Raw genomic sequence first — 19,342 nt, 5'->3', positions numbered from 1 at the left:
AAACAGGATGCTTACTCCGCCCAGCTCATGATATAGCCGGGGTCCTCCAGCGCCAGCGCCTGCTGCGTGATCATCAGCGGACGAAACGTATCTACCATTACCGCCAGCTCTTTTGTTTCCCGCGCGCCGATGCTTTTTTCAACAGCTCCGGGATGCGGGCCATGCGGAATGCCCGCAGGGTGCAGCGTGATCATGCCCCGGCTGACATTTTTCCGGCTCATAAAATCGCCATCCACATAATAGATCACTTCATCACTGTCGATGTTGCTGTGGTTATAAGGAGCAGGAATGGATTGCGGATGATAATCAAATAGCCTGGGCACGAACGAACAGACCACAAAAGCACCGGTCTCAAAGGTCTGGTGCACAGGAGGGGGCTGGTGCACCCGGCCGGTGATGGGTTCGAAATCGTGTATCGAAAAAATGAACGGATAGCAACAGCCGTCCCATCCCACTACATCAAAGGGATGGGTTTCGTAATGCAGACCGTAGAGCATTCCCCTTTTCTTGGCTTTGATAAGGAAATCGCCTTTTTCATCGATCGTTTTGAGATCCTGTGGCGGGCGGATATCGCGTTCGCAGTAAGGTGCATGCTCCATCAGCTGCCCGTACCGGCTCAGGTAGCGCCCGGGAAACCGCAGTGGAGTAAAAGACTCTACAATAAAGAGCCGGTTGTGCGTCTCATTAAAATGGATCTGGTAAATGGTGCCCCGGGGCAGCACAATATAGTCGCCATAGCCGAAGGGCAATTCACCATACTGGGTTTTTACCACACCCGAGCCTTCGTGTATAAAAAGCAGCTCATCGCCATCGGTGTTCTTGTAAAAATAGTCCGTCATGCTTTGCTGCGGCGCGGCCAGCACCAGGTGACAATCATTGTTTACCAGCACCGGAACGCGGCTTTCCAGGAAATCATTTTCCGGTTTTAGACGAAAACTTTCAAAGCAGCGGTGCTGCAGCATCTTTTCTTCGGCAATTTGCGGGCTGACATCCTGCTGCGGTTCCGTTTTGATGATCCGGGTGGGGGGATGGCAATGATATAAGAGCGCGTAATCATTGCTGAAGCCTTCGGTGGAGAAAAGTTGTTCGCTGTACAACCCGCCATCCGGTTTGCGGAACCGGGTATGGCGTTTGTGCGGAATCATTCCTGATGTATAATAGTGCGGCATTTTAATTACTGATTATTGATCTTAAACGATTGATGGAAAGAAATGCAGGGATGGGCCTCCGGGGAGGGCGCCTTCAAACGATTCAGGGTTCCGGGTTATTCCTTTTTGCAGCAGATTGCGGGAGTTATCCTGTGTTTTGGGTACAGCAGAACAACCAGGCATCAGAACAGGGTCCGGTGCTGAACCTGGAACTGCGCGTTCATAGCAAGGCTGGCCAGCAAAAAGCAATACTTCCAGTGGCGCTTGTCGATCCAGTAGGTGAAGTTCCTGTAGTAAGGCATAAAATAATTTCCTGACACAAAATTACCGCTTTTGACAAAATAACGTACATTTGTTATTGTAATATGCGGCCTGATTATCCATACAAGGTATTTCCCGACAAACGCGTCAACTACGTGTTGCTGATCGAAGCACTGGCTACTGACCGAAGCTGCTAACGTTTTTATTGCTCTCTGTTCCCGTTACGGGATTTTTCCACTGTTAAAATTTTGATCATGTCTGATACAGATACTGTTGTTTCGACGGCTGCTGCTGCCGTGGATTTTTTGCCCTTACAGGGCACCGATTATATTGAATTTTATGTAGGTAATGCCAAACAGGCGGCGCATTTTTATAAAACCGCATTCGGGTTCCGATCCCTGGCTTATTCCGGACCGGAAACCGGTGTAAAGGAAAAAGCCAGCTATGCGGTGCAGCAAAACAAGCTGACTTTTGTATTTACCACCCCGATAAAAAACTGCGCGGAAATCGAAGCACATCTTGGTAAGCACGGAGATGGTGTGCGGATGCTGGCCCTGAGGGTGCACGATGCCGCGGATGCCTGGGAGCAAACCACCCGGCGCGGTGGCAGGAGCTACCTGAAGCCTGTAAAAATGCAGGATGAACAGGGGGAGGTGGTGATGAGCGGCATTCATACCTATGGTGATACCATTCATCTTTTTATTGAGCGGAACAACTACAACGGGGCCTTTCTGCCGGGGTATAAAAAATGGGAGAGCGTTTACAATCCGCCTTCCGCAGGCTTGTTATATGTGGACCATTGTGTAGGCAATGTTGGATGGAACCAGATGAATAAGTGGGTGCGGTTCTATGAAGCGGTAATGGGTTTCCGGAATATTTTATCCTTTGATGATAAAGATATATCCACTGAATACTCCGCGCTCATGAGCAAGGTAATGAGCAATGGCAATGGCTTTGTAAAATTTCCCATTAATGAACCTGCGGAGGGAAAGAAGAAATCGCAGGTGGAGGAATACCTGGACTTTTACAACGGCGAGGGCGTACAGCATATAGCCCTGGCGACGCACAATATCATTGAAACCGTAAGCGACTTGCAGCGCCGCGGGGTGGAGTTCTTAAAGATCCCGGCCTCCTATTATGATACCGTGCTGGACCGGGTTGGTTCCATTGATGAAGACCTGCGGCCTCTGAAAGAACTGGGGATCCTGATCGACCGGGATGAAGAAGGGTACCTGCTGCAGATCTTTTCAAAGCCGGTAGAGGACCGGCCAACCTTATTTTTTGAGATCATCCAGCGCAAAGGAGCCAGAAGCTTTGGCAAAGGGAACTTCAAGGCTTTGTTTGAAGCGCTGGAACGGGAACAGGAAGCGCGGGGGAATTTGTAGAAATGAGTAACAGGGAAGAGCGCGTAGTGAACGGTCAATGGTCAATAGTCAATAGAGAATAGGCGAAATGAAGGTCTGCGGGTATTTGTCTTTTGGCGCTTGAATTTTTTATTTTATATTTTCAATGAAACTTTCTCAATTAGCAGAATCGATACCGGGCTCAGCCATACTGGCGTTGGGCAATGCCGTAAAGGAGCGCATCCGGAAGGGGGAGAAGATCTATAACCATACCGTAGGCGATTTTGATCCGGCGATATTTCCGATCCCTGCGTTGCTGGAGGAGGAGATCATCAGCGCTTATAAAAACAGGCAGACAAACTACCCGCTTGCGGAGGGGAACGCAGACCTCAAGGAAACCCTGTCGGCATTTATCAGGGATTTTCAGGGATTGCATTATCCTGCATCTGATATCCTGGTGGCCGCCGGCGGACGACCATTGATCTATGCCGCCTACCAGGTAATAGTAGACCCCGGTGATAAAGTGATCTACCCGGTGCCCTCCTGGAATAACAATTATTATGTGCAGCTTACAAAAGGGAAACATTGTGTGATCGAAACGGCCCCGGAAAATCATTTTATGCCGCTGGCGGAAGAAATAGCGCCGCATATCAAAGACGCCGTATTGCTGGCCCTGTGCGCTCCCCAAAACCCCACGGGCACCTGTTATTCAACAGAACAATTGAAAGCGGTTTGCCGGTTGGTGGTAGCAGAAAACGAACGGCGCGGGGCAGATGAGAAGAAGCTCTGCATCCTGTATGATCAGATCTATCATTTGTTGGCATATCAGGATGCAGCGCCTGCAGATCCGGTGATGGTGTGCCCGGAGGTAAGACCTTATTGTATTTATATAGATGCCGTCAGCAAGGGCTTTGCGGCCACAGGTGTGCGGGTGGGCTGGTGTTACGGCCCGGCACCGGTGATCGCCAAAATGAAGGCAATATTGAGCCATGTGGGGGCCTGGGCGCCAATGGCGGAGCAGAAGGCTGTTGCCGCTTTTTTACGGAATACGGATGCGGTAAAATCATTTCTTGGCCATTTCAAAAGCCGGATCTTTGACCGGCTGCAGCAGATCTGCAAAGCCATCCGGGCGTTTAAAGAAGCCGGACTGCCGGTTGACGCCATTGCTCCGCAGGCATCCATCTATCTGACCGTTAAGATCGATCTTCCGGGCGATGCTTCGGTAGCATTGCTGAACGGGGCGGGGATCGCCTTGCTTCCTTTTTCTGCGTTTGGCGCAACAAAAAGCGAAAAATGGTACCGGCTTAGTGTGGGTACCTGCAGGAAAGAAGCGATCGGACCGATGCTTCAGGAACTAAAAAATGTGTTGGAGAAAAGCAGGGAACCGGTGCACGGGTCACAGGGAAGAGGAGGCCCGTACGGCAGCCTGGAGCATTCCCCGCAGTAAAAAATGAAAATAGTTATTGATGAAACTGATATCTTATTTGGCAGACGGGAAAGAGGAGGCAGGCCTCCTGGTGGCGGATCAGGTATACAGGCCGTATAGCGCACTGCCTGCAACAATGAGCGCCATATTGAATGATTGGGTGGGCTGTTATCCTTTGCTGGCCGCAGCAGAGAAGAAGATCCTTGCAGGCGATCATACAAACATAGGAAAACGGAGCCTTTCGGGGCTGACATTACTGGCTCCGGTACCGCATCCTGCATCCTGCAGGGATGGCTATGCTTTTCGCCGGCATGTAGCCACGGCACGCCGGAACCGCAGCGTGCCCATGATCCCGGAGTTTGACCAGTATCCTGTTTTTTACTTTACCAATCATAACAGCATACAGGGCCCCGGAGCCGTCCGGTGTATGCCAGATCATTTTCAGCGGCTGGATTTTGAACTGGAAGTTGCGATCGTGATCTGCCGGAAGGGAAGGAATATCAAAGCCGTGGATGCGGATGACTATATCGGCGGCCTGATGATCATGAATGATCTGAGTGCCCGGAAGCTCCAGATGGAGGAGATGCTGCTCAACCTCGGGCCGGCAAAAGGCAAAGATTTTTCAACAGCGACCGGCCCCTGGCTGGTGACCCCGGACGAGCTCGCTTCCTTTGAAACGGCACCCCCGCAGGGGCATACGGGCAAAAGCTGGAACCTGGCGATGAATTGTTTTGTGAACGGCGAACCGGTAAGCCGCGGAAACCTGGGCGATATGGACTGGACCTTTGCAGAGCTGATCGAGCGGGCCTCTTATGGTGCGGATCTTTACCCCGGGGATGTGATCGGCAGCGGTACGGTGGGCACGGGTTGTTTCCTGGAACTGAACGGAACCGGAAGGCTGAACGACCCCGCTTACCAGGAACAGTGGCTGCAGCCGGGTGATGTGGTACGGATGGAGGTGGAAGGGCTTGGAGTTTTGGAAAATACAATCGTAAAAGAGGATACGGAATTCAGTATCTTAAAGCTGAAGAAAGGCGTTTAAACGCGAAGGTTTTTCGAGGTTGAACCGGCACCGGCAGGGATGCAAATATCCGCAGCAGCAATCCTGGTATCTCGTCTTAGAAGCTGTTTGAAAACAACATTTTGATGCTTCTTATATGCGCCATCCGGCGCGTTGTTGTCGGGGCTGACTAAAAAGGTAAATGAAGGCTCTGAGAATCGCATAAAAGACTATCAGTCTCCATCACCTACCCGAATAAATTCATCATTCGATGACCTTTTTGGTCAGCCTCGAGGCCGTAATTTCATAAGTGCCATGGGCACGGCTCATTATGCCCCGGCCATGGCGCTCCATTGTTCTTTTGGACTTATAAACGGGTTGAAACCCGTTCTTGCCGGATCTTTCGGGGCCATGCCGCTGTTGCCAAAATGATCGCTTAAACGCTCTTGTTACAGACGGCGGCTACAGCGAAGCCACAAGAGACGCGATAAAAAGCCGGCGCTTTTCTAATTGCCATCTCTGTGGCGGAAAATCAACCGCAAGGTGCAAAGATCCGCAACCTGTTTTTAATCCCCTGCTGCCCGCGTTCCGGCAGTTGAATTTTATCGTATTTTTTTTAAAGAATGAACAATTTTGACTAACTATTGAGACATTTTGAAGCGATTGTTTGCATTTTTTTAAGGAATTTCGTCAGAAGGTTGAACGGATGAAAGTCTGTAGCCATATGAAGGATTGCTGCGTTTGTCAGTTAACCCGCTGCCCGGCTTTTATCCAACACCCGCTTTATTCAATGGTGACCGGTATAAAACAATTTTAAACGAAATGTATAATTCTATGGTTCAGTTATGTTATCGAAGAACCCGGTGGTGCCTTCTGTTGATGGCCTTTATGCTTTCTTCGCGTGGTGGTCATGCCCAGGAGCAGAAAGCACCCAGCTACCCGTTGATCACACATACCCCTTATTTCAGTATCTGGAGCAATACGGACCAGCTGAACGAATCGGTGACCACACATTGGTCCGGAACCGAACAGTCGCTGGTGGGCGTTATAAAGATAGATGACCGCTTCTACCGCTTCCTGGGAAAGGAACAGGCGCAGTTTGCCCCCATTGCCCCCACAAGCGATGATCAGTCTTACAGTGTTCGGTACACGGAACAAAGGCCGGCCGAAGGATGGAACGCCCCGGAGTTCGGAGACGGCGGCTGGAAAAAAGGAGCCGCACCTTTTTCAGACGACCGGTCCATTGCAAAGACCTATTGGGATACCGATGACCTTTGGATAAGACGCTCTTTTGATGTAACAGGTCCGGTTGACGGCGATCTGTACCTGAAGATCAACCATGATGATAATATCAATGTTTATCTGAATGGAAAACAGGTTTATCACAAGACCGGATGGGTGAACCGGATGACCTATCTGGATCTGAACGATGCGTTGAAAGCAAACCTCAAGAAAGGCAAAAATGTACTGGCCGTGCACCTGCGCAATACCGCGGGAGGACGCCACCTGGATCTGGGTATTTACCGGAAGGTACCGCCGCCGCCATCTGAACAGCTGCTGAAAGCCACGCAGACCAATGTTACGGTGAAAGCACTGCAAACCGTTTATGATTTTACTGCCGGAGGCGTTGATCTGAACGTACAGTTTACCTCGCCGCTTTTATTAAAAGAGCTGGACCTGCTGGCACGCCCCGTTTCTTACATTACTTATGCCGTCAAATCCTCTGACGGGCGCCCGCATGATGTAAAGGTATACCTGGGTGCTTCCTCCAATATCGCGGTAAACGAGTCTTCACAGGAAGTGCTGGCCAATGTGGTAAACAGCGGGCAATTAAAAATGTTACAAACCGGTACTACCAGCCAGCCCGTTCTGGCAAAGCGGGGCGACGACCTGCGGATCGATTGGGGATATTTTTATGTGGGCGCCGCCAACAACATTACCACACAGTTCATTACAAGCAGCCAGCAGGACGGCATCGCCAGGTTTATCAGTAACCGGCCGGGCACCGTGCAATCCGGCGTCCGGGGCCGGAGCCTGGTGTTGAATACCATACTCGACATTGGAAAGGTAGGGGCAGCCGGAGCCGAGCAGCATATGTTGCTGGGTTACGATGAGCTGTATTCCATCCAGTATTTTCACAATAACCTGCGCCCCTGGTGGAATAAGAACGGAAATAAGCAATTTACGGCGTTGATGAATGAAGCCGCAGCCTCTTATAAAACGGTTATCAAAAAGGTAAATGAATTTGATCAGGTCATTCATGAAGACGCGCTCAAAGCAGGGGGCGCAACCTATGCAAAGCTTTGTGAACTGGCGTATCGCCAGAGCATCGCCGCTCATGCCCTGGTGGAAAGCCCGCAGAAAGAGCTGCTGTTCTTATCAAAGGAGAACTTCAGCAACGGCTCCATCAATACCGTAGATCTGACCTATCCTTCGGCCCCGCTTTTCCTGACCTACAACGCAGCCTTACAAAAGGGAATGATGAACGGCATCTTTTATTACAGCGAAAGCGGCAAATGGACCAAACCCTTTGCCGCGCATGACCTGGGTACCTACCCGCAGGCAAACGGGCAAACCTATGGGGAAGACATGCCGGTAGAAGAAGCAGGAAACATGATCATCCTGATGGCGGCCATCGCAAAAGTAGAAGGGAATGCGGCGTATGCAAAAAAACACTGGAAAACGCTGACTACCTGGGCTACGTACCTCAGCAAAGCAGGTTTTGATCCTGCCAACCAGCTCTGCACCGACGATTTTGCAGGGCATATGGCGCGGAATGTGAACCTTTCCGCAAAGGCCATCATGGCCCTGCGCAGCTATGCAATGCTGGCCGAAATGCTGGGGGAGACCGCCACGGCAAAGAAATACAGGATGCTGATACAGCCAATGGTGCCCAAATGGATGGAGCTGGCGGCTGATGGCGATCATTACACGCTGGCATTTGAAAAGAAGGGGACCTGGAGCCAGAAATACAATCTTGTTTGGGATAAGGTGCTCGACTTTCATTTATTCCCGCAGTCGTTATACGACAAAGAGATCCGTTTCTATCTGACGAAGCAGCAGCAATACGGGCTGCCCCTGGATTCCCGGAAGACCTATACAAAATCCGACTGGATCATATGGACGGCTACCATGACAAAGAACAGGGAAGATTTCGAACAGTTCATTCAGCCCCTGTACCGGTATGTAACCGAAACCAAAAGCAGGGTGCCGCTGAGCGACTGGCACGAGACGACGAATGGCAAGCAGGTGGGATTTCAGGCCCGCAGTGTGGTGGGCGGATATTTTATGAAGGTGTTCGATTACCGGTTACATCATCGTTAACGGGCCGTTCCGTTTTCAAAGGCCGTTAACCGGGGGAACAATATTATCTTTAATTGAATGTTGTTTGTATCATGCTTTTTCAAAAAGATCATCTACTGCGTAAAAGGTCCTGGTTTCCGGTTGGTATGCTTGGCCTTGTTTTGCTGGCCGGCGGTATGGCAAGGGCCCAGGCGCCCGCAACGGAAGCCGGTCTGTACCGGAACAACAGGGCCCCGTTAAAATCCCTTCAGTTCCTGAAATTGCCGATCGGCGCCATAGCTCCCGAAGGCTGGCTGAAAGCGATGCTGGTACGCCAGAAGAAGGGGGCCACGGGCAGGCTTGATCAACTGTACCCGCTGGTAATGGGGAAGCGCAACGGCTGGCTGGGCGGTGATGGGGATCAGTGGGAGCGGGGACCCTACTGGATCGACGGGCTGCTGCCGCTGGCATACCTGCTGCGGGACCAGGAGCTGATCGCAAAAGTGAAGCCCTGGGTAGAGTGGTCCCTGAACAGTCTGCAGCCGGATGGCTATTTCGGACCTGCAAAAGATTATCCCGGCGAGCCCGGCATCCAGCGGAACAACAGCCGGGACTGGTGGCCCAAAATGGTCATGCTGAAAGTACTGCAACAATATTATTCCGCAACCGGCGACAAGCGGGTGATCCACCTGATGAGCCGTTATTTCCGGTACCAGTTGAAGACCCTTCCCGCAAAGCCGCTGGACCACTGGACGTTTTGGGCACGCTACCGGGCGGGGGACAACCTCATGGTCGTACTTTGGCTCTATAATATTACCGGAGAGGCCTTCCTGCTGGATCTTGCGGATCTGATCCATAAGCAAACATTTGATTATACACATGCCTTTTTACAGACCGGCCTCCTGAAACAGCCGGGGAGCATTCATTGCGTCAACCTGGCGCAGGGGATCAAGGAACCGGTGGTGTACTACCAGCGGAAGCCGGAGCAATCCTTTTTGGCTGCAGTGGATAAGGGATTTGACGACCTGCGTAAATACAATGGTCTTGCAAACGGCTTGTTTGGCGGAGATGAGGCGCTGCATGGCAACGACCCGGTATTTGGATCGGAGCTCTGCACGGCGGTGGAGATGATGTTTTCGCTTGAAAGCATTTTGAACGTGACCGGTGATGTAAAATATGCGGACCGGCTGGAGAAGATCGCTTTTAATGCGCTGCCGGCCCAGATCGATGCGCAGTTTATGAACCGCCAGTATTACCAGCAGGTCAACCAGGTAATGATAACGCGGCACGCGCGGAATTTCAGCGTGGACCACGACGGTGCGGATATCTGCTTTGGGTTGCTGACCGGCTACGCCTGCTGTACCTCCAATATGCACCAGGGCTGGCCTAAATTTACCCAGAATCTCTGGTATGCTACAGCAGACAAAGGATTAGCTGCATTGGTGTATGCCCCTTCGGCGGTAACAGCGAAAGTGGCGGACGGCACCGAGGTCACCATTAAAGAGCAGACGGGATACCCGTTTGATGAAAGGATCCGTTTTACACTGGAGTCAGGATCAAAGAAAGCGCTTCCGTTCCCGTTTTACCTCCGCATACCGGCCTGGTGTGATACGGCCATTGTGAGCATAAACGGAACCCATTACGGGAATATAAAGGGCGATACGGTTTTAAAGATAGCGCGCAGCTGGAAAAACGGAGATGCCGTTACCCTGGAACTGCCCATGCGCATTAAAAAGAATACCTGGCAGCAGAATTCCGTGTCCATTGAGCGGGGGCCGCTTACCTATGCGTTGAAGATCGGGGCTGAGAAAAAGGAAGTGATCAATACAAAAGACCCGGTGGCCAACGGAACATCCTATTTTGAGCTGCGCCCGGTTACCCCCTGGAATTACGGGTTGCCAAATCTTTCGGAGGCACAGCTGAATGAGCGTTTTGTTGTCGAAAAACGGTCCCCCGGGGGCGGTGATCCCTGGACCCTGTCAACCGTGCCCATATCCATCCGTGCCCGGGGAAAACGCTTCCTTAACTGGCAATTGTATCATGAATCTGCCGGGCCATTGCCATACAGTGTGGCCTACGGCTCGCTGCTGGATAAAGAAGAACCGGTTACCCTGGTGCCTTATGGCGCTACACAGCTGAGGATCGCACAATTTCCGGTATATTGATTTTAATTGTATTTTCAACTGCTAAAGATTGTGTTTCACCCGGGCCGGCGGCCCTTTAAATTGGCTTTATAATGACTGTCTGGAAAAGGCTTCTCTTTACAGGTTTATTATACGGGATCATTCCCGGTGCGGTTTTTTCGCAATCCAGGCAGCTTGTTCAGTATGTTAACACACTGCAGGGAACCAATTCATCGCATGCGCTTACCCGCGGCAATACCTATCCTACCGTTGCATTGCCCTTTGGCATGCATACCTGGACGGCCCAGACGGGGCGCAATGGTGATGGCTGGAAGTATCAGTATGCAAAAAATACGATCCGCGGATTTCAGCAGGCGCATCAATGCAGCTCCTGGACCAACGATTATGCTGTTTTTTCCCTCATGCCGGTAGCCGATAACCTGGTGGTAAATGAGCAGGACCGGGCAACGGTTTTCCGGCATGAAAAAGAGGTAGCAGGCCCGCACTATTATAAAGTTGCCATGGAGAACGGTATTGCGGTGGAAATCGCTCCTTCAGAAAGAGGGGCCCATCTGCGGTTCAGCTTTCCCCGGGGACACAAAAGCTTCCTGGTGCTGGATGGATATACCGGTCTGAGCGGTGTGGAGATACATCCTGCAGCGCGCAGCATTACCGGCTATGTCAACAATGGACATGGATTTCAAAAGGGATGGAAGAATTTCTTTGTGATCCGGTTTGATCAGCCCTTTACCGGCTATGGCACCTGGGAGAACCGGAACAACGATATCAGCACCGGCACATTAAAGGCAGAAGGCGCAGGAAGGGGCGCTTATCTTCAGTTTGCAGATGGTGTGAAAGTACAGGCGAAAGTGGCCTCTTCCTATATCAGCCCGGAGCAGGCGGAGCTGAACCTGGAAAGAGAGCTGGGCGCTGACGCAACATTGGAGCAAACAAAAGAAAAGGCCGCAAAGATCTGGAACGATCATTTGTCGCAGATCCTTGTCGAAGGCGATTCAGAAGCGGATAAAGCGACATTTTATTCCTGTTTTTTCCGGGCCAGCCTGTTCTCCCGGAAATTTTATGAGCTGGATAAGAACGGGCATCCCTATTATTTCAGTCCCTACGACGGTAAGGTACATGAAGGATATCTTTATACAGACACCGGTTTCTGGGACACGTTCCGGGCGCAGTTTCCCCTGAATGCCTTGCTGCATCCTGCCATGCACGGCCGGTATATGCATGCGTTGCTGGATGCCCGGGAACAGTGCGGCTGGCTGCCTTCCTGGTCGTTTCCCAATGAGCAGGGAAGCATGATCGGCAATCATGCCATTTCTTTGCTGGCCGATGCCTGGGCCAAGGGCATCCGGACCTTTGATCCTGTTAAAGCGCTGGAGGCATATGATCATGAAGCCAACCACAAAGGGCCCTGGGGGCCGGCCAATGGCAGGGATGGCTATAAAGAATACAATACCCTGGGTTATGTGCCGTATCCCGAATACCGGGAGGCTACCGCAAAAACGCTGGAATATGCCTATGATGATTTTTGCGGTTATGCGCTCGCAAAAGCGATCGGAAATAAAAAATACATGGAGCAGTTTGGCGCCCGGATGTTCCAGTACAAGAACCTGTTTGAACCCATAAGCGGGTTCATGCTGGGAAAGGATGCCAATGGCAACTGGGTAAAGGATTTTGATCCCACAGAATGGGGCGGCCCTTATACTGAAGGCAATGCCTGGCACTGGGTATGGTCGGTGTTTCACGATGTGGCCGGGTTAAAGCGGTTGCTGGGCGGTGACCGGCAATTCATCAAAAAGCTGGATTCGGTCTTTTCGGTGCCCGGTACCGTTAAAGTGGGCACTTACGGTGGCATGATCCATGAGATGTCGGAGATGATAATGGCGGACATGGGGCAGTATGCGCACGGCAATCAGCCCATCCAGCATATGGCGTATTTGTACAACTATGCCGGCGAACCCTGGAAGACCCAGTATCATGTGCGTACGGTAATGAAGCGGCTGTACAATGCGTCGGAGAACGGGTATCCCGGGGATGAGGACCAGGGGCAAACGTCTTCCTGGTATGTGTTGAGCGCCCTGGGGCTTTACAGCGTTACGCCCGGTACCTGTGAATACGTGATCGGGAGCCCGCTGTTTAAAAAAGCGACCATTACATTGGAGAACGGTAAACAATTCATCATTGAGGCGCGGAATAATTCGGAAAAAAATGTATATATCAGCAAGGCGCAGCTTAACCAAAAAGCATATTCCAAAAACTTCATTACCTACCAGGACATTGTAAAAGGCGGGCATCTTTATTTTGAAATGAGTGCAACGCCCAATAAAAAAAGAGGAGTGGAGCAGGGCGATCAGCCTTTTTCCGTAAGCCTGGCGTCACCATAAACTCCGGGCTTTGTGTTATGTTGTTATTGTTCTCACAGAAACCACAGAATGCCACAGACTTCTGTGAAAATCTGCGAAATCGGTGCGCCATTACCACAGCGGGAAACGGCCCGGGAACCCGTACTTGGAAGAATCCGGCGGTTTTCGTAATTTACAGGCTTGTTCAAAACAACCAAAAACGATCAGGGCAAAGGATTTAATATGGAAGAATGGATCGCCGACCAAAAGGAGCAAAAGCCGGTAGTGCTGCTGGTTGATGACAACGAAGAGATCCTGGACTATCTTGCCGGTGATCTGAAAAGCCGCTATACGGTACTTACCGCGCATGACGGGGCTGAAGCGCTCCGGGTACTGGATACCGCATTTGTTCAGCTGATCGTGAGCGACGTTATGATGCCGCATATAGACGGGTTCGCATTCTGCGAAAAGATCCGTTCCAGCCTGGAATTTAATCACATTCCGTTGATTTTACTGACCGCAAAAGACACACTCCAGTCAAAGATACAGGGGTTAAAGACCGGGGCGGATGCCTATATTGAAAAGCCGTTCTCATTGGAGCATCTCTATGTGCAGATCGAGAACCTCCTGGAAAACCGGGCCCGGCTAAAAGATTTTTATGCCCGGTCGCCACTGGCGCATATCAACAGCATGGCGCATTCAAAAATGGACCAGGATTTTCTGGAAAACCTGCACGGGCATATTGTCCGGAATCTTGAAGATGCCGGTCTGGATGTAGAAAAGCTGGCCCTGCTGATGAACGTGAGCCGCCCTACTTTATACAGAAAGATCAAATCCATTTCCGGCCTGGCACCGCATGATATCATCAACCTTACCCGGTTGAAAAAAGCGGCCATCCTTATCAATGAAGGAAATCTCCGGATCAACGAAGTGGCCGAGCTGGTCGGGTACAATTCGCCCAGCCAGTTTAAGCGAAATTTTCTGAAGCAGTTTAAGATCAGTCCCACTGCGTATATCGATAAGGTTACGGCAGCATTCAACAAGCACCCGGAGGACGAGTAATTCCGGTATCAATTTTATAAAAATGTACTCCATCTCAAACGGTTTGAGGGCACAGACCTTCTTCCGGCACCCCGGCCGGGCCTCACTGATTGCCACGGATCATTTTGCCTGCACCCTGTTCCGGATTTAAGAAAGTTTTGATGCCGGCGCTGTTTTATGATCCCGGGGCCAGCGGCAATATAAGTGTAAACACATTCATATGGTCCTCCTCGTGGTAGGTAAGGGAGCCCCGGTGCAGAAGGGCTAATGACCGTGCAAAAGGCAGACCGATGCCTGCGCCGGGGATATTCCCGTTCTCTTTTGAACGGAAAAAAGGCTCAAAGATCCGGGCACCGGCATCGGGGGAGATCATCCGGCCGTCATTCTTTACAGTGATCAGCACCGCTTCTTTTCCGGCATCGGTTTTCATCTGCACTTCGCAACATACCAGGGAGCGGCCGTATTTAATGGCGTTGTCGAGGAGATTGCTCAATATTTTTATAAGTGCATCTTCATCTGCCTGCAGGATCATCGTTGCGCTGCTTTTGTAAAACCGGTAGCTGATCTGTTTTTGATCAGCCGCGGGGCGAAAGCTTTCCCAGGTCGTTTCCGCCAACGCCGCTATATTTACCGGACCCAAATGAATGGTGTAATTACCGGACTCGATCCTCCGGAAGTTTAGCAATTGGCTGGCAAGCCTCAACAGCCGTTCGGTATTCCTGTTCATGACCGTCAGTTCCTTTTCCGCTTCCGGTATCTTGTCCGTCATTTTTAACAGCTTATCCATAGGGGCTTTGATCAGTGTGAGCGGTGTGCGGATCTCGTGCGCAACGGTGGTAAAGAAATCGATCTTGGCCTGGCTGAGCTCTTTTTCCTTGTTTAGTGAAAACAGCTGCATTTGCCGCCGTTGTTTTTCCTGCTGCCGGTTACTGATGAACTGCAGCGTTCCCAGCAGCAATAGCGCTGCAAGGATAAAATAGATCAGATAGGCACCCTGCGATTTCCAGAACGGCGGGCTGATCTCCAGCAGGATGGATTTTTCGTTGGGCACCCATATTCCGCTGCTGTTGGTTGACCGTACCTTAAAAACATAGCTTCCGGGGGCCAGGTTATTAAAATGCACCCTTTTTTCAGCGCCGATAAAATTCCAGTTCTTGTCCAGCCCTTCCAGCTTATAAGCGTATTGCAGATTGTCGGGCGAGGTATAACTAAGAGCGGCAAAGTCAAAGCTAAATGTGGCCTGGTCATGCCTGAGCCGGATACTTTTGGTATGCAAAAGCGATGTGTGCAGTGGCGATTGCGGCGTCTGCGGTTCCATATTTTTGTTGAACATCTGCAGCCGGGTAAAGTAAATGGAAGGAGCGTGGGTATCTATGTAATAAGTATCGGGATCGAACTTAATGAGCCCTTTTACACTTCCGAAGTACATAGAGCCGTCCTTGTCTTTATAGGCAGAACGGTGGTTGAATTGCTCGCTGATCAGCCCATCCGTCTTTTTAAACACCTTGATGGCGCCGGTTTGATGATCGATGCGGACAAGTCCCATGGAGGTGCTGGCCCATATATTGGATCCCGAGTCCTGCAGAAGGGCATATACCATGTTGCCCGGCAGGCCGTTGTTGGTATTGTACAGGCGGAATGTCTTTTTATCGGGGCTGGTCACAAACAGTCCGTTTTCCGTACAGATCCATATCTGCTGCTGCTGATCTTCGAAGATGTTCAGGATGCGGCTTTCCCGAAGCAGGTCTGTACCATGGGTATTAATGGAAAGCCGCATCAGCCGCTGATCCTGGTCAAGATAGAATACACCTTCCGTGTGCGTGCCCAGCCAGAGGCGATGCCGCGAATCTTCCATTACTGCAGAATAGAACGCCTGGGAAGGCAGCCCGGCGAACCGCGTGAACCGTTTTGTTTGCGGATGGTACCGGAACAGTCCGTTTGCCGTACAGATCACAATGGGCCCGGCGCTTGTTTTATAGATGATATTGATATAGTTGCTCCGGATATTTTTTTGATCTTCGTCTGCTTCGTAGTGCGCCACGATCTTTTCTCCGTTCAGGTCCATGATGTAAAGCCCGTGCTCAAAAGTGCCAATGTAAAGGTAATGGTCGTCGGCCAGCAAGCCGTGAATATTGGTAGAAGCAATGGCCGGTTTCATCCCGCGCTCGATAAGGTTCTCAAACTGTTTTGTGCGGGCATTCAGCTTGATCAGCCCTTTATCCTCGGTCCCGATCCAGAGATTGTGCCGGCGGTCTTCGGTGATCTCCCGGATCACGTTCCCGGCAATGGAGTGCTTTCCCGGCGCGGGAAAATCCTTTTCGAAATGAAGGATGGTATTGGGATAGTAGTTGATGCCGCCAAAATAGGTGCCCACCCAGATCCCGCCTTCGGTATCCCTGCACAGGGAATAGACAGCGTTGTCGGAAAGTGCATAAGGATGATTGCTGATCTTTTGAATATGTTTTGCCGTATTCTTTTTCAGGTCATAAATGTAAAGCCCGGATTCCGTAGCGATCCAGTAGTCATCATTGCGGGCGTGAAGGATGCCTCTTATAAATAAAGCATTATTGCCCCGGGCTGCCAATTGTGCATCGTTCCACGAGCTTGTAACGGGATTAAATTGTTTTAATCCTTCCCGGGAAGTGCCGATCAGCAATACACCATCCGCACTTTCATAGATCTTTTCGATCGAGTTGGAATGCTCCGCTGCGGGGATGGGTGGTTGCGGATCAAAGCGGTCTGTAAGGGCATTATAACGCGCCAGGCGGCCGTTGCCGTAACCGATCCAGACAGTTCCGTTTTTGGCGCGGAGAATGGAGGATACATGATGTATTTCATTGCTGCTGTAGCACGTTAGTTTTTTTGTTGGGAAATGATATTTATAAAGCCCGGTATCTTCGGAAAACCAGAGGTTGCCCCGGGCATCATCCTGTATGGCCCGTACTGTTTTGCCGCGCGTGCCCGGCAAACGCATAAAGTTCTCGCCTGCTGCGTTAAATGAATAGATCCCTTTTTCCGTTCCCACCCATAGGGTACCGCGCTTGTCTTCATGAAGATAATAAATGGCGTTGCTGGCCAGGCTGTGCGCGCCGCCGCTCCGGTATATTTTAAAAGCATAGCCGTCGAACCGGTTGAGACCATCCGGCGTACCAAACCACATAAAGCCGTTCCGGTCCTGCAAGGCGGCGATCACCGAATTGTGCGACAGCCCGTTTTCCACCTCGTAATGCCGGAAATAAAATGACTGGCTGTATCCACAGACAGCAGTCAAAACAAAAAGTAGCAAACAATGAGCACGTAATACGTTCATCAATTCTAACTATAAATGGGATCCGCTGTGCAGCTGTTAACGATGCCGGCCTTTATTCAACCATATAAAGGCTCCCTTCCATACAAAGGCAGCGTAAGTTAATCATATCAGGGGAAATAGTAAAGATTGAGACAATTTGAAATGTTTTTGATCAGAAATGAATTAACAGTTTTTTAACGACGGGTTAATTTTGATCCGTAAGTGGCGAATGATTAAATAAACTGAATTTCTTGCATATGAAAGGGAGCACTCCTTTAGGGATTGTGACTGTACTGCTTATACTGCATGATTTGTTCCATAGTAAGTGATTGGGCTGCAGCCCGCATTTCCGGGGCGGTTATTCCTTCTTGAGGCCCGTACAATAAATATGTTTAACGATATGATAAAGTCAGGACATACGATTGCTGTTAGGAAGCTGTCCCTTACTGCCTGTACAGGAAAAGAGAGGGATCCGCTTACAGCCAACCAGCCCGGAATGAACTTTGTAATGCCGCAGACAGGCCTGGCCGGGGATCCGGTTACCGGGTGGTCCGTCATAAATAATGGACATCCTTCCGACATCCCGCAGCCGGGCCCGCGGCTTTTATGCTTCGCCCGTAAATAGTGATAAAAATAAAATACATACAAATGAAAAGATCTGGTTCATTATTATTCAAATGGCTGTTTGGCCTGCTGGCGGTGATGGTTATGATCCTTGCCTGCAAGAAAAAAGGTATTGTGGATCCTGCAAACGGAACACCATATAACCCGACAGAAGACGTAGTTGTACAGGATTTCTTCCCGAAAACAGGTGGTAGCGGGCAGCAGCTCGTAATTTACGGGGAAAATTTTGGGGATGATAAGTCCATCGTTTCTGTCAAAATAGGCGACAAGGATGCTACAATAATCAATGTGCACCACGATGCCATTTATTGTATTGTTCCTGACAAGGCTTATACAGGTGAGATACAGGTAAAAGTGGGAACGGGAACCAGGCAGGGGGTTGTTATGGCAAGCGAGGCGTTCAATTATCAGAAAAGAATGGTGGTGACGACCCTGGCCGGCAAGAAAGATGAAAGGGATAATTATGATATAAAAGACGGCACTTTTGAGGATTGCGGGGGCTTTTATAATCCTTCATGGCTGACTTTCGATCCGGATAACCCCAACCTGTTGTATATGGGCCAGGACGGGGGCGATATCAGGTTGCTGAATTTTGAGAACAAAACGGTTACGACCCCTATTACGCGAGGCATGGGTGGTTGGGAGCGCATCCGGACAATCGCTTTTACGCCGGATAAGAAATATATGATTATTGCCAATGACCAGGGCGATGTGAATGGCAAAAGCACTTCCATATTATCCCGGGCAAGTGGCTTTAAAGACCCGCAGGTGCTCACTTCCTATAGGCAATGTAACGGGGCCTCTATACATCCTGTAAACGGAGAGTTGTATTTTAACAGCTATGAAAAAGGACAGTTTTACAGGTTTGACCTGAACCGGTATCTCGCAGATCATGACCTGGGGATTAAAGATTACCAGGAGCTGTTTAAGATCCAGGACAATAACTGGGAGTTTAATATTAACATCGCGCCGACCGGCGACTATGCTTATATTATTGTCATCAACCAGCAATATATATTAAGGACCGATTATGATTGGAATAGCAAAACCTTTACGCAGCCCTATGTTGTTTGCGGGAAGCCGCGTTCGGCGGGGTGGGTTGATGGAGTAGGTACAACGGCCAGATTATCTAATCCCTATCAAGGGGTATTTGTCAAAAATCCGGACTACGCGGGGAAAAAAGATGAGTACGATTTCTATTTCACCGAACAGCTCAATCATGATATCCGTATCCTCACTCCCGAAGGAAAAGTAACCACTTTTGCAGGAAGGGGCAGCTCCAGTATCAATCCTGATCCGTGGGGTCATATTGATGGAGGGCTTCGCACAGAAGCCCGGTTTGACCGGCCGGAGGGGTTAGCCTATGACTCGGTAAACCAGGTGTTTTATGTGGGCGATTGGATGAATCGTTGTGTTCGGAAAATTTCTTTAGAAAACTAAAATATGAT

The 19,342-nt window shown here is 50.3% G+C and carries 11 protein-coding genes; 8 read left to right on the top strand and 3 right to left on the bottom strand.

From position 1 onward, the window contains the following. Nucleotides 1-11: 11 nt before the first annotated feature. Together B160_RS0117945 and B160_RS31780 are read right to left on the bottom strand one after the other, a co-directional pair. On the bottom strand, nucleotides 12-1,145 hold the full coding sequence (locus B160_RS0117945) for a homogentisate 1,2-dioxygenase (RefSeq protein WP_018629312.1): 1,134 nt from the start codon (nucleotides 1,143-1,145) through the stop codon (nucleotides 12-14). Between the two features lie 185 nt (nucleotides 1,146-1,330). Beyond that, nucleotides 1,331-1,468 carry a hypothetical protein gene (locus tag B160_RS31780; RefSeq protein WP_157558125.1) on the bottom strand — a complete coding sequence of 46 codons (138 nt, stop codon included), beginning with the start codon at nucleotides 1,466-1,468 and terminating at the stop codon, nucleotides 1,331-1,333. A 195-nt stretch (nucleotides 1,469-1,663) separates the two neighbouring features. Between B160_RS31780 and hppD the strand changes: the two genes are divergently transcribed. From hppD to B160_RS0117895, 7 genes are all read left to right on the top strand, one after another. Beyond that, nucleotides 1,664-2,794 carry a 4-hydroxyphenylpyruvate dioxygenase gene (hppD, locus tag B160_RS0117935; RefSeq protein WP_018629310.1) on the top strand — a complete coding sequence of 377 codons (1,131 nt, stop codon included), beginning with the start codon at nucleotides 1,664-1,666 and terminating at the stop codon, nucleotides 2,792-2,794. A gap of 124 nt (nucleotides 2,795-2,918) precedes the next feature. Then, on the top strand, nucleotides 2,919-4,199 hold the full coding sequence (locus B160_RS0117930) for a pyridoxal phosphate-dependent aminotransferase (protein WP_018629309.1): 1,281 nt from the start codon (nucleotides 2,919-2,921) through the stop codon (nucleotides 4,197-4,199). 19 nt (nucleotides 4,200-4,218) lie between these two features. Beyond that, nucleotides 4,219-5,220, top strand: a complete 1,002-nt coding sequence (locus B160_RS0117925) for a fumarylacetoacetate hydrolase family protein (protein WP_018629308.1) — start codon at nucleotides 4,219-4,221, stop codon at nucleotides 5,218-5,220. 792 nt (nucleotides 5,221-6,012) lie between these two features. Further along, on the top strand, nucleotides 6,013-8,502 hold the full coding sequence (locus B160_RS0117915; protein WP_040680124.1) for a glutaminase family protein: 2,490 nt from the start codon (nucleotides 6,013-6,015) through the stop codon (nucleotides 8,500-8,502). Nucleotides 8,503-8,573: 71 nt separating this feature from the next. Continuing rightward, the gene (locus B160_RS0117905) at nucleotides 8,574-10,625 is read left to right on the top strand and encodes a beta-L-arabinofuranosidase domain-containing protein (protein WP_245562239.1); all 2,052 of its coding nucleotides are present in this window, start codon (nucleotides 8,574-8,576) and stop codon (nucleotides 10,623-10,625) included. A gap of 71 nt (nucleotides 10,626-10,696) precedes the next feature. After that, nucleotides 10,697-12,982 carry a GH92 family glycosyl hydrolase gene (locus tag B160_RS0117900; protein WP_018629303.1) on the top strand — a complete coding sequence of 762 codons (2,286 nt, stop codon included), beginning with the start codon at nucleotides 10,697-10,699 and terminating at the stop codon, nucleotides 12,980-12,982. 159 nt (nucleotides 12,983-13,141) lie between these two features. Beyond that, on the top strand, nucleotides 13,142-14,002 hold the full coding sequence (locus B160_RS0117895) for a response regulator transcription factor (protein WP_018629302.1): 861 nt from the start codon (nucleotides 13,142-13,144) through the stop codon (nucleotides 14,000-14,002). 154 nt (nucleotides 14,003-14,156) lie between these two features. On the opposite strand, the gene B160_RS0117885 is transcribed toward B160_RS0117895, so the two are convergent. Next, on the bottom strand, nucleotides 14,157-17,291 hold the full coding sequence (locus B160_RS0117885) for a ligand-binding sensor domain-containing protein (protein WP_026309843.1): 3,135 nt from the start codon (nucleotides 17,289-17,291) through the stop codon (nucleotides 14,157-14,159). A gap of 627 nt (nucleotides 17,292-17,918) precedes the next feature. Between B160_RS0117885 and B160_RS0117875 the strand changes: the two genes are divergently transcribed. Beyond that, complete coding sequence (locus tag B160_RS0117875) at nucleotides 17,919-19,334, top strand: IPT/TIG domain-containing protein (protein WP_018629298.1); 1,416 nt, start codon at nucleotides 17,919-17,921, stop codon at nucleotides 19,332-19,334. Nucleotides 19,335-19,342 lie beyond the last annotated feature (8 nt).

This window comes from Niabella aurantiaca DSM 17617, from assembly GCF_000374125.1.
GTDB classification, from domain to species: Bacteria; Bacteroidota; Bacteroidia; order Chitinophagales; family Chitinophagaceae; genus Niabella; species Niabella aurantiaca.
Note: the sequence above shows the minus strand (reverse complement) of the source record. Positions and strands in the feature narration are given on the sequence as shown.

Coding starts and splice junctions, on each gene's coding strand:
- B160_RS0117945 (WP_018629312.1), bottom strand. CDS start 1,145: ATGATTCCGCACAAACGCCATACCCGGTTCCGCAAACCGGATGGCGGG.
- hppD (WP_018629310.1), top strand. CDS start 1,664: ATGTCTGATACAGATACTGTTGTTTCGACGGCTGCTGCTGCCGTGGAT.
- B160_RS0117930 (WP_018629309.1), top strand. CDS start 2,919: ATGAAACTTTCTCAATTAGCAGAATCGATACCGGGCTCAGCCATACTG.
- B160_RS0117925 (WP_018629308.1), top strand. CDS start 4,219: ATGAAACTGATATCTTATTTGGCAGACGGGAAAGAGGAGGCAGGCCTC.
- B160_RS0117915 (WP_040680124.1), top strand. CDS start 6,013: ATGGTTCAGTTATGTTATCGAAGAACCCGGTGGTGCCTTCTGTTGATG.
- B160_RS0117905 (WP_245562239.1), top strand. CDS start 8,574: ATGCTTTTTCAAAAAGATCATCTACTGCGTAAAAGGTCCTGGTTTCCG.
- B160_RS0117900 (WP_018629303.1), top strand. CDS start 10,697: ATGACTGTCTGGAAAAGGCTTCTCTTTACAGGTTTATTATACGGGATC.
- B160_RS0117885 (WP_026309843.1), bottom strand. CDS start 17,291: ATGAACGTATTACGTGCTCATTGTTTGCTACTTTTTGTTTTGACTGCT.
- B160_RS0117875 (WP_018629298.1), top strand. CDS start 17,919: ATGAAAAGATCTGGTTCATTATTATTCAAATGGCTGTTTGGCCTGCTG.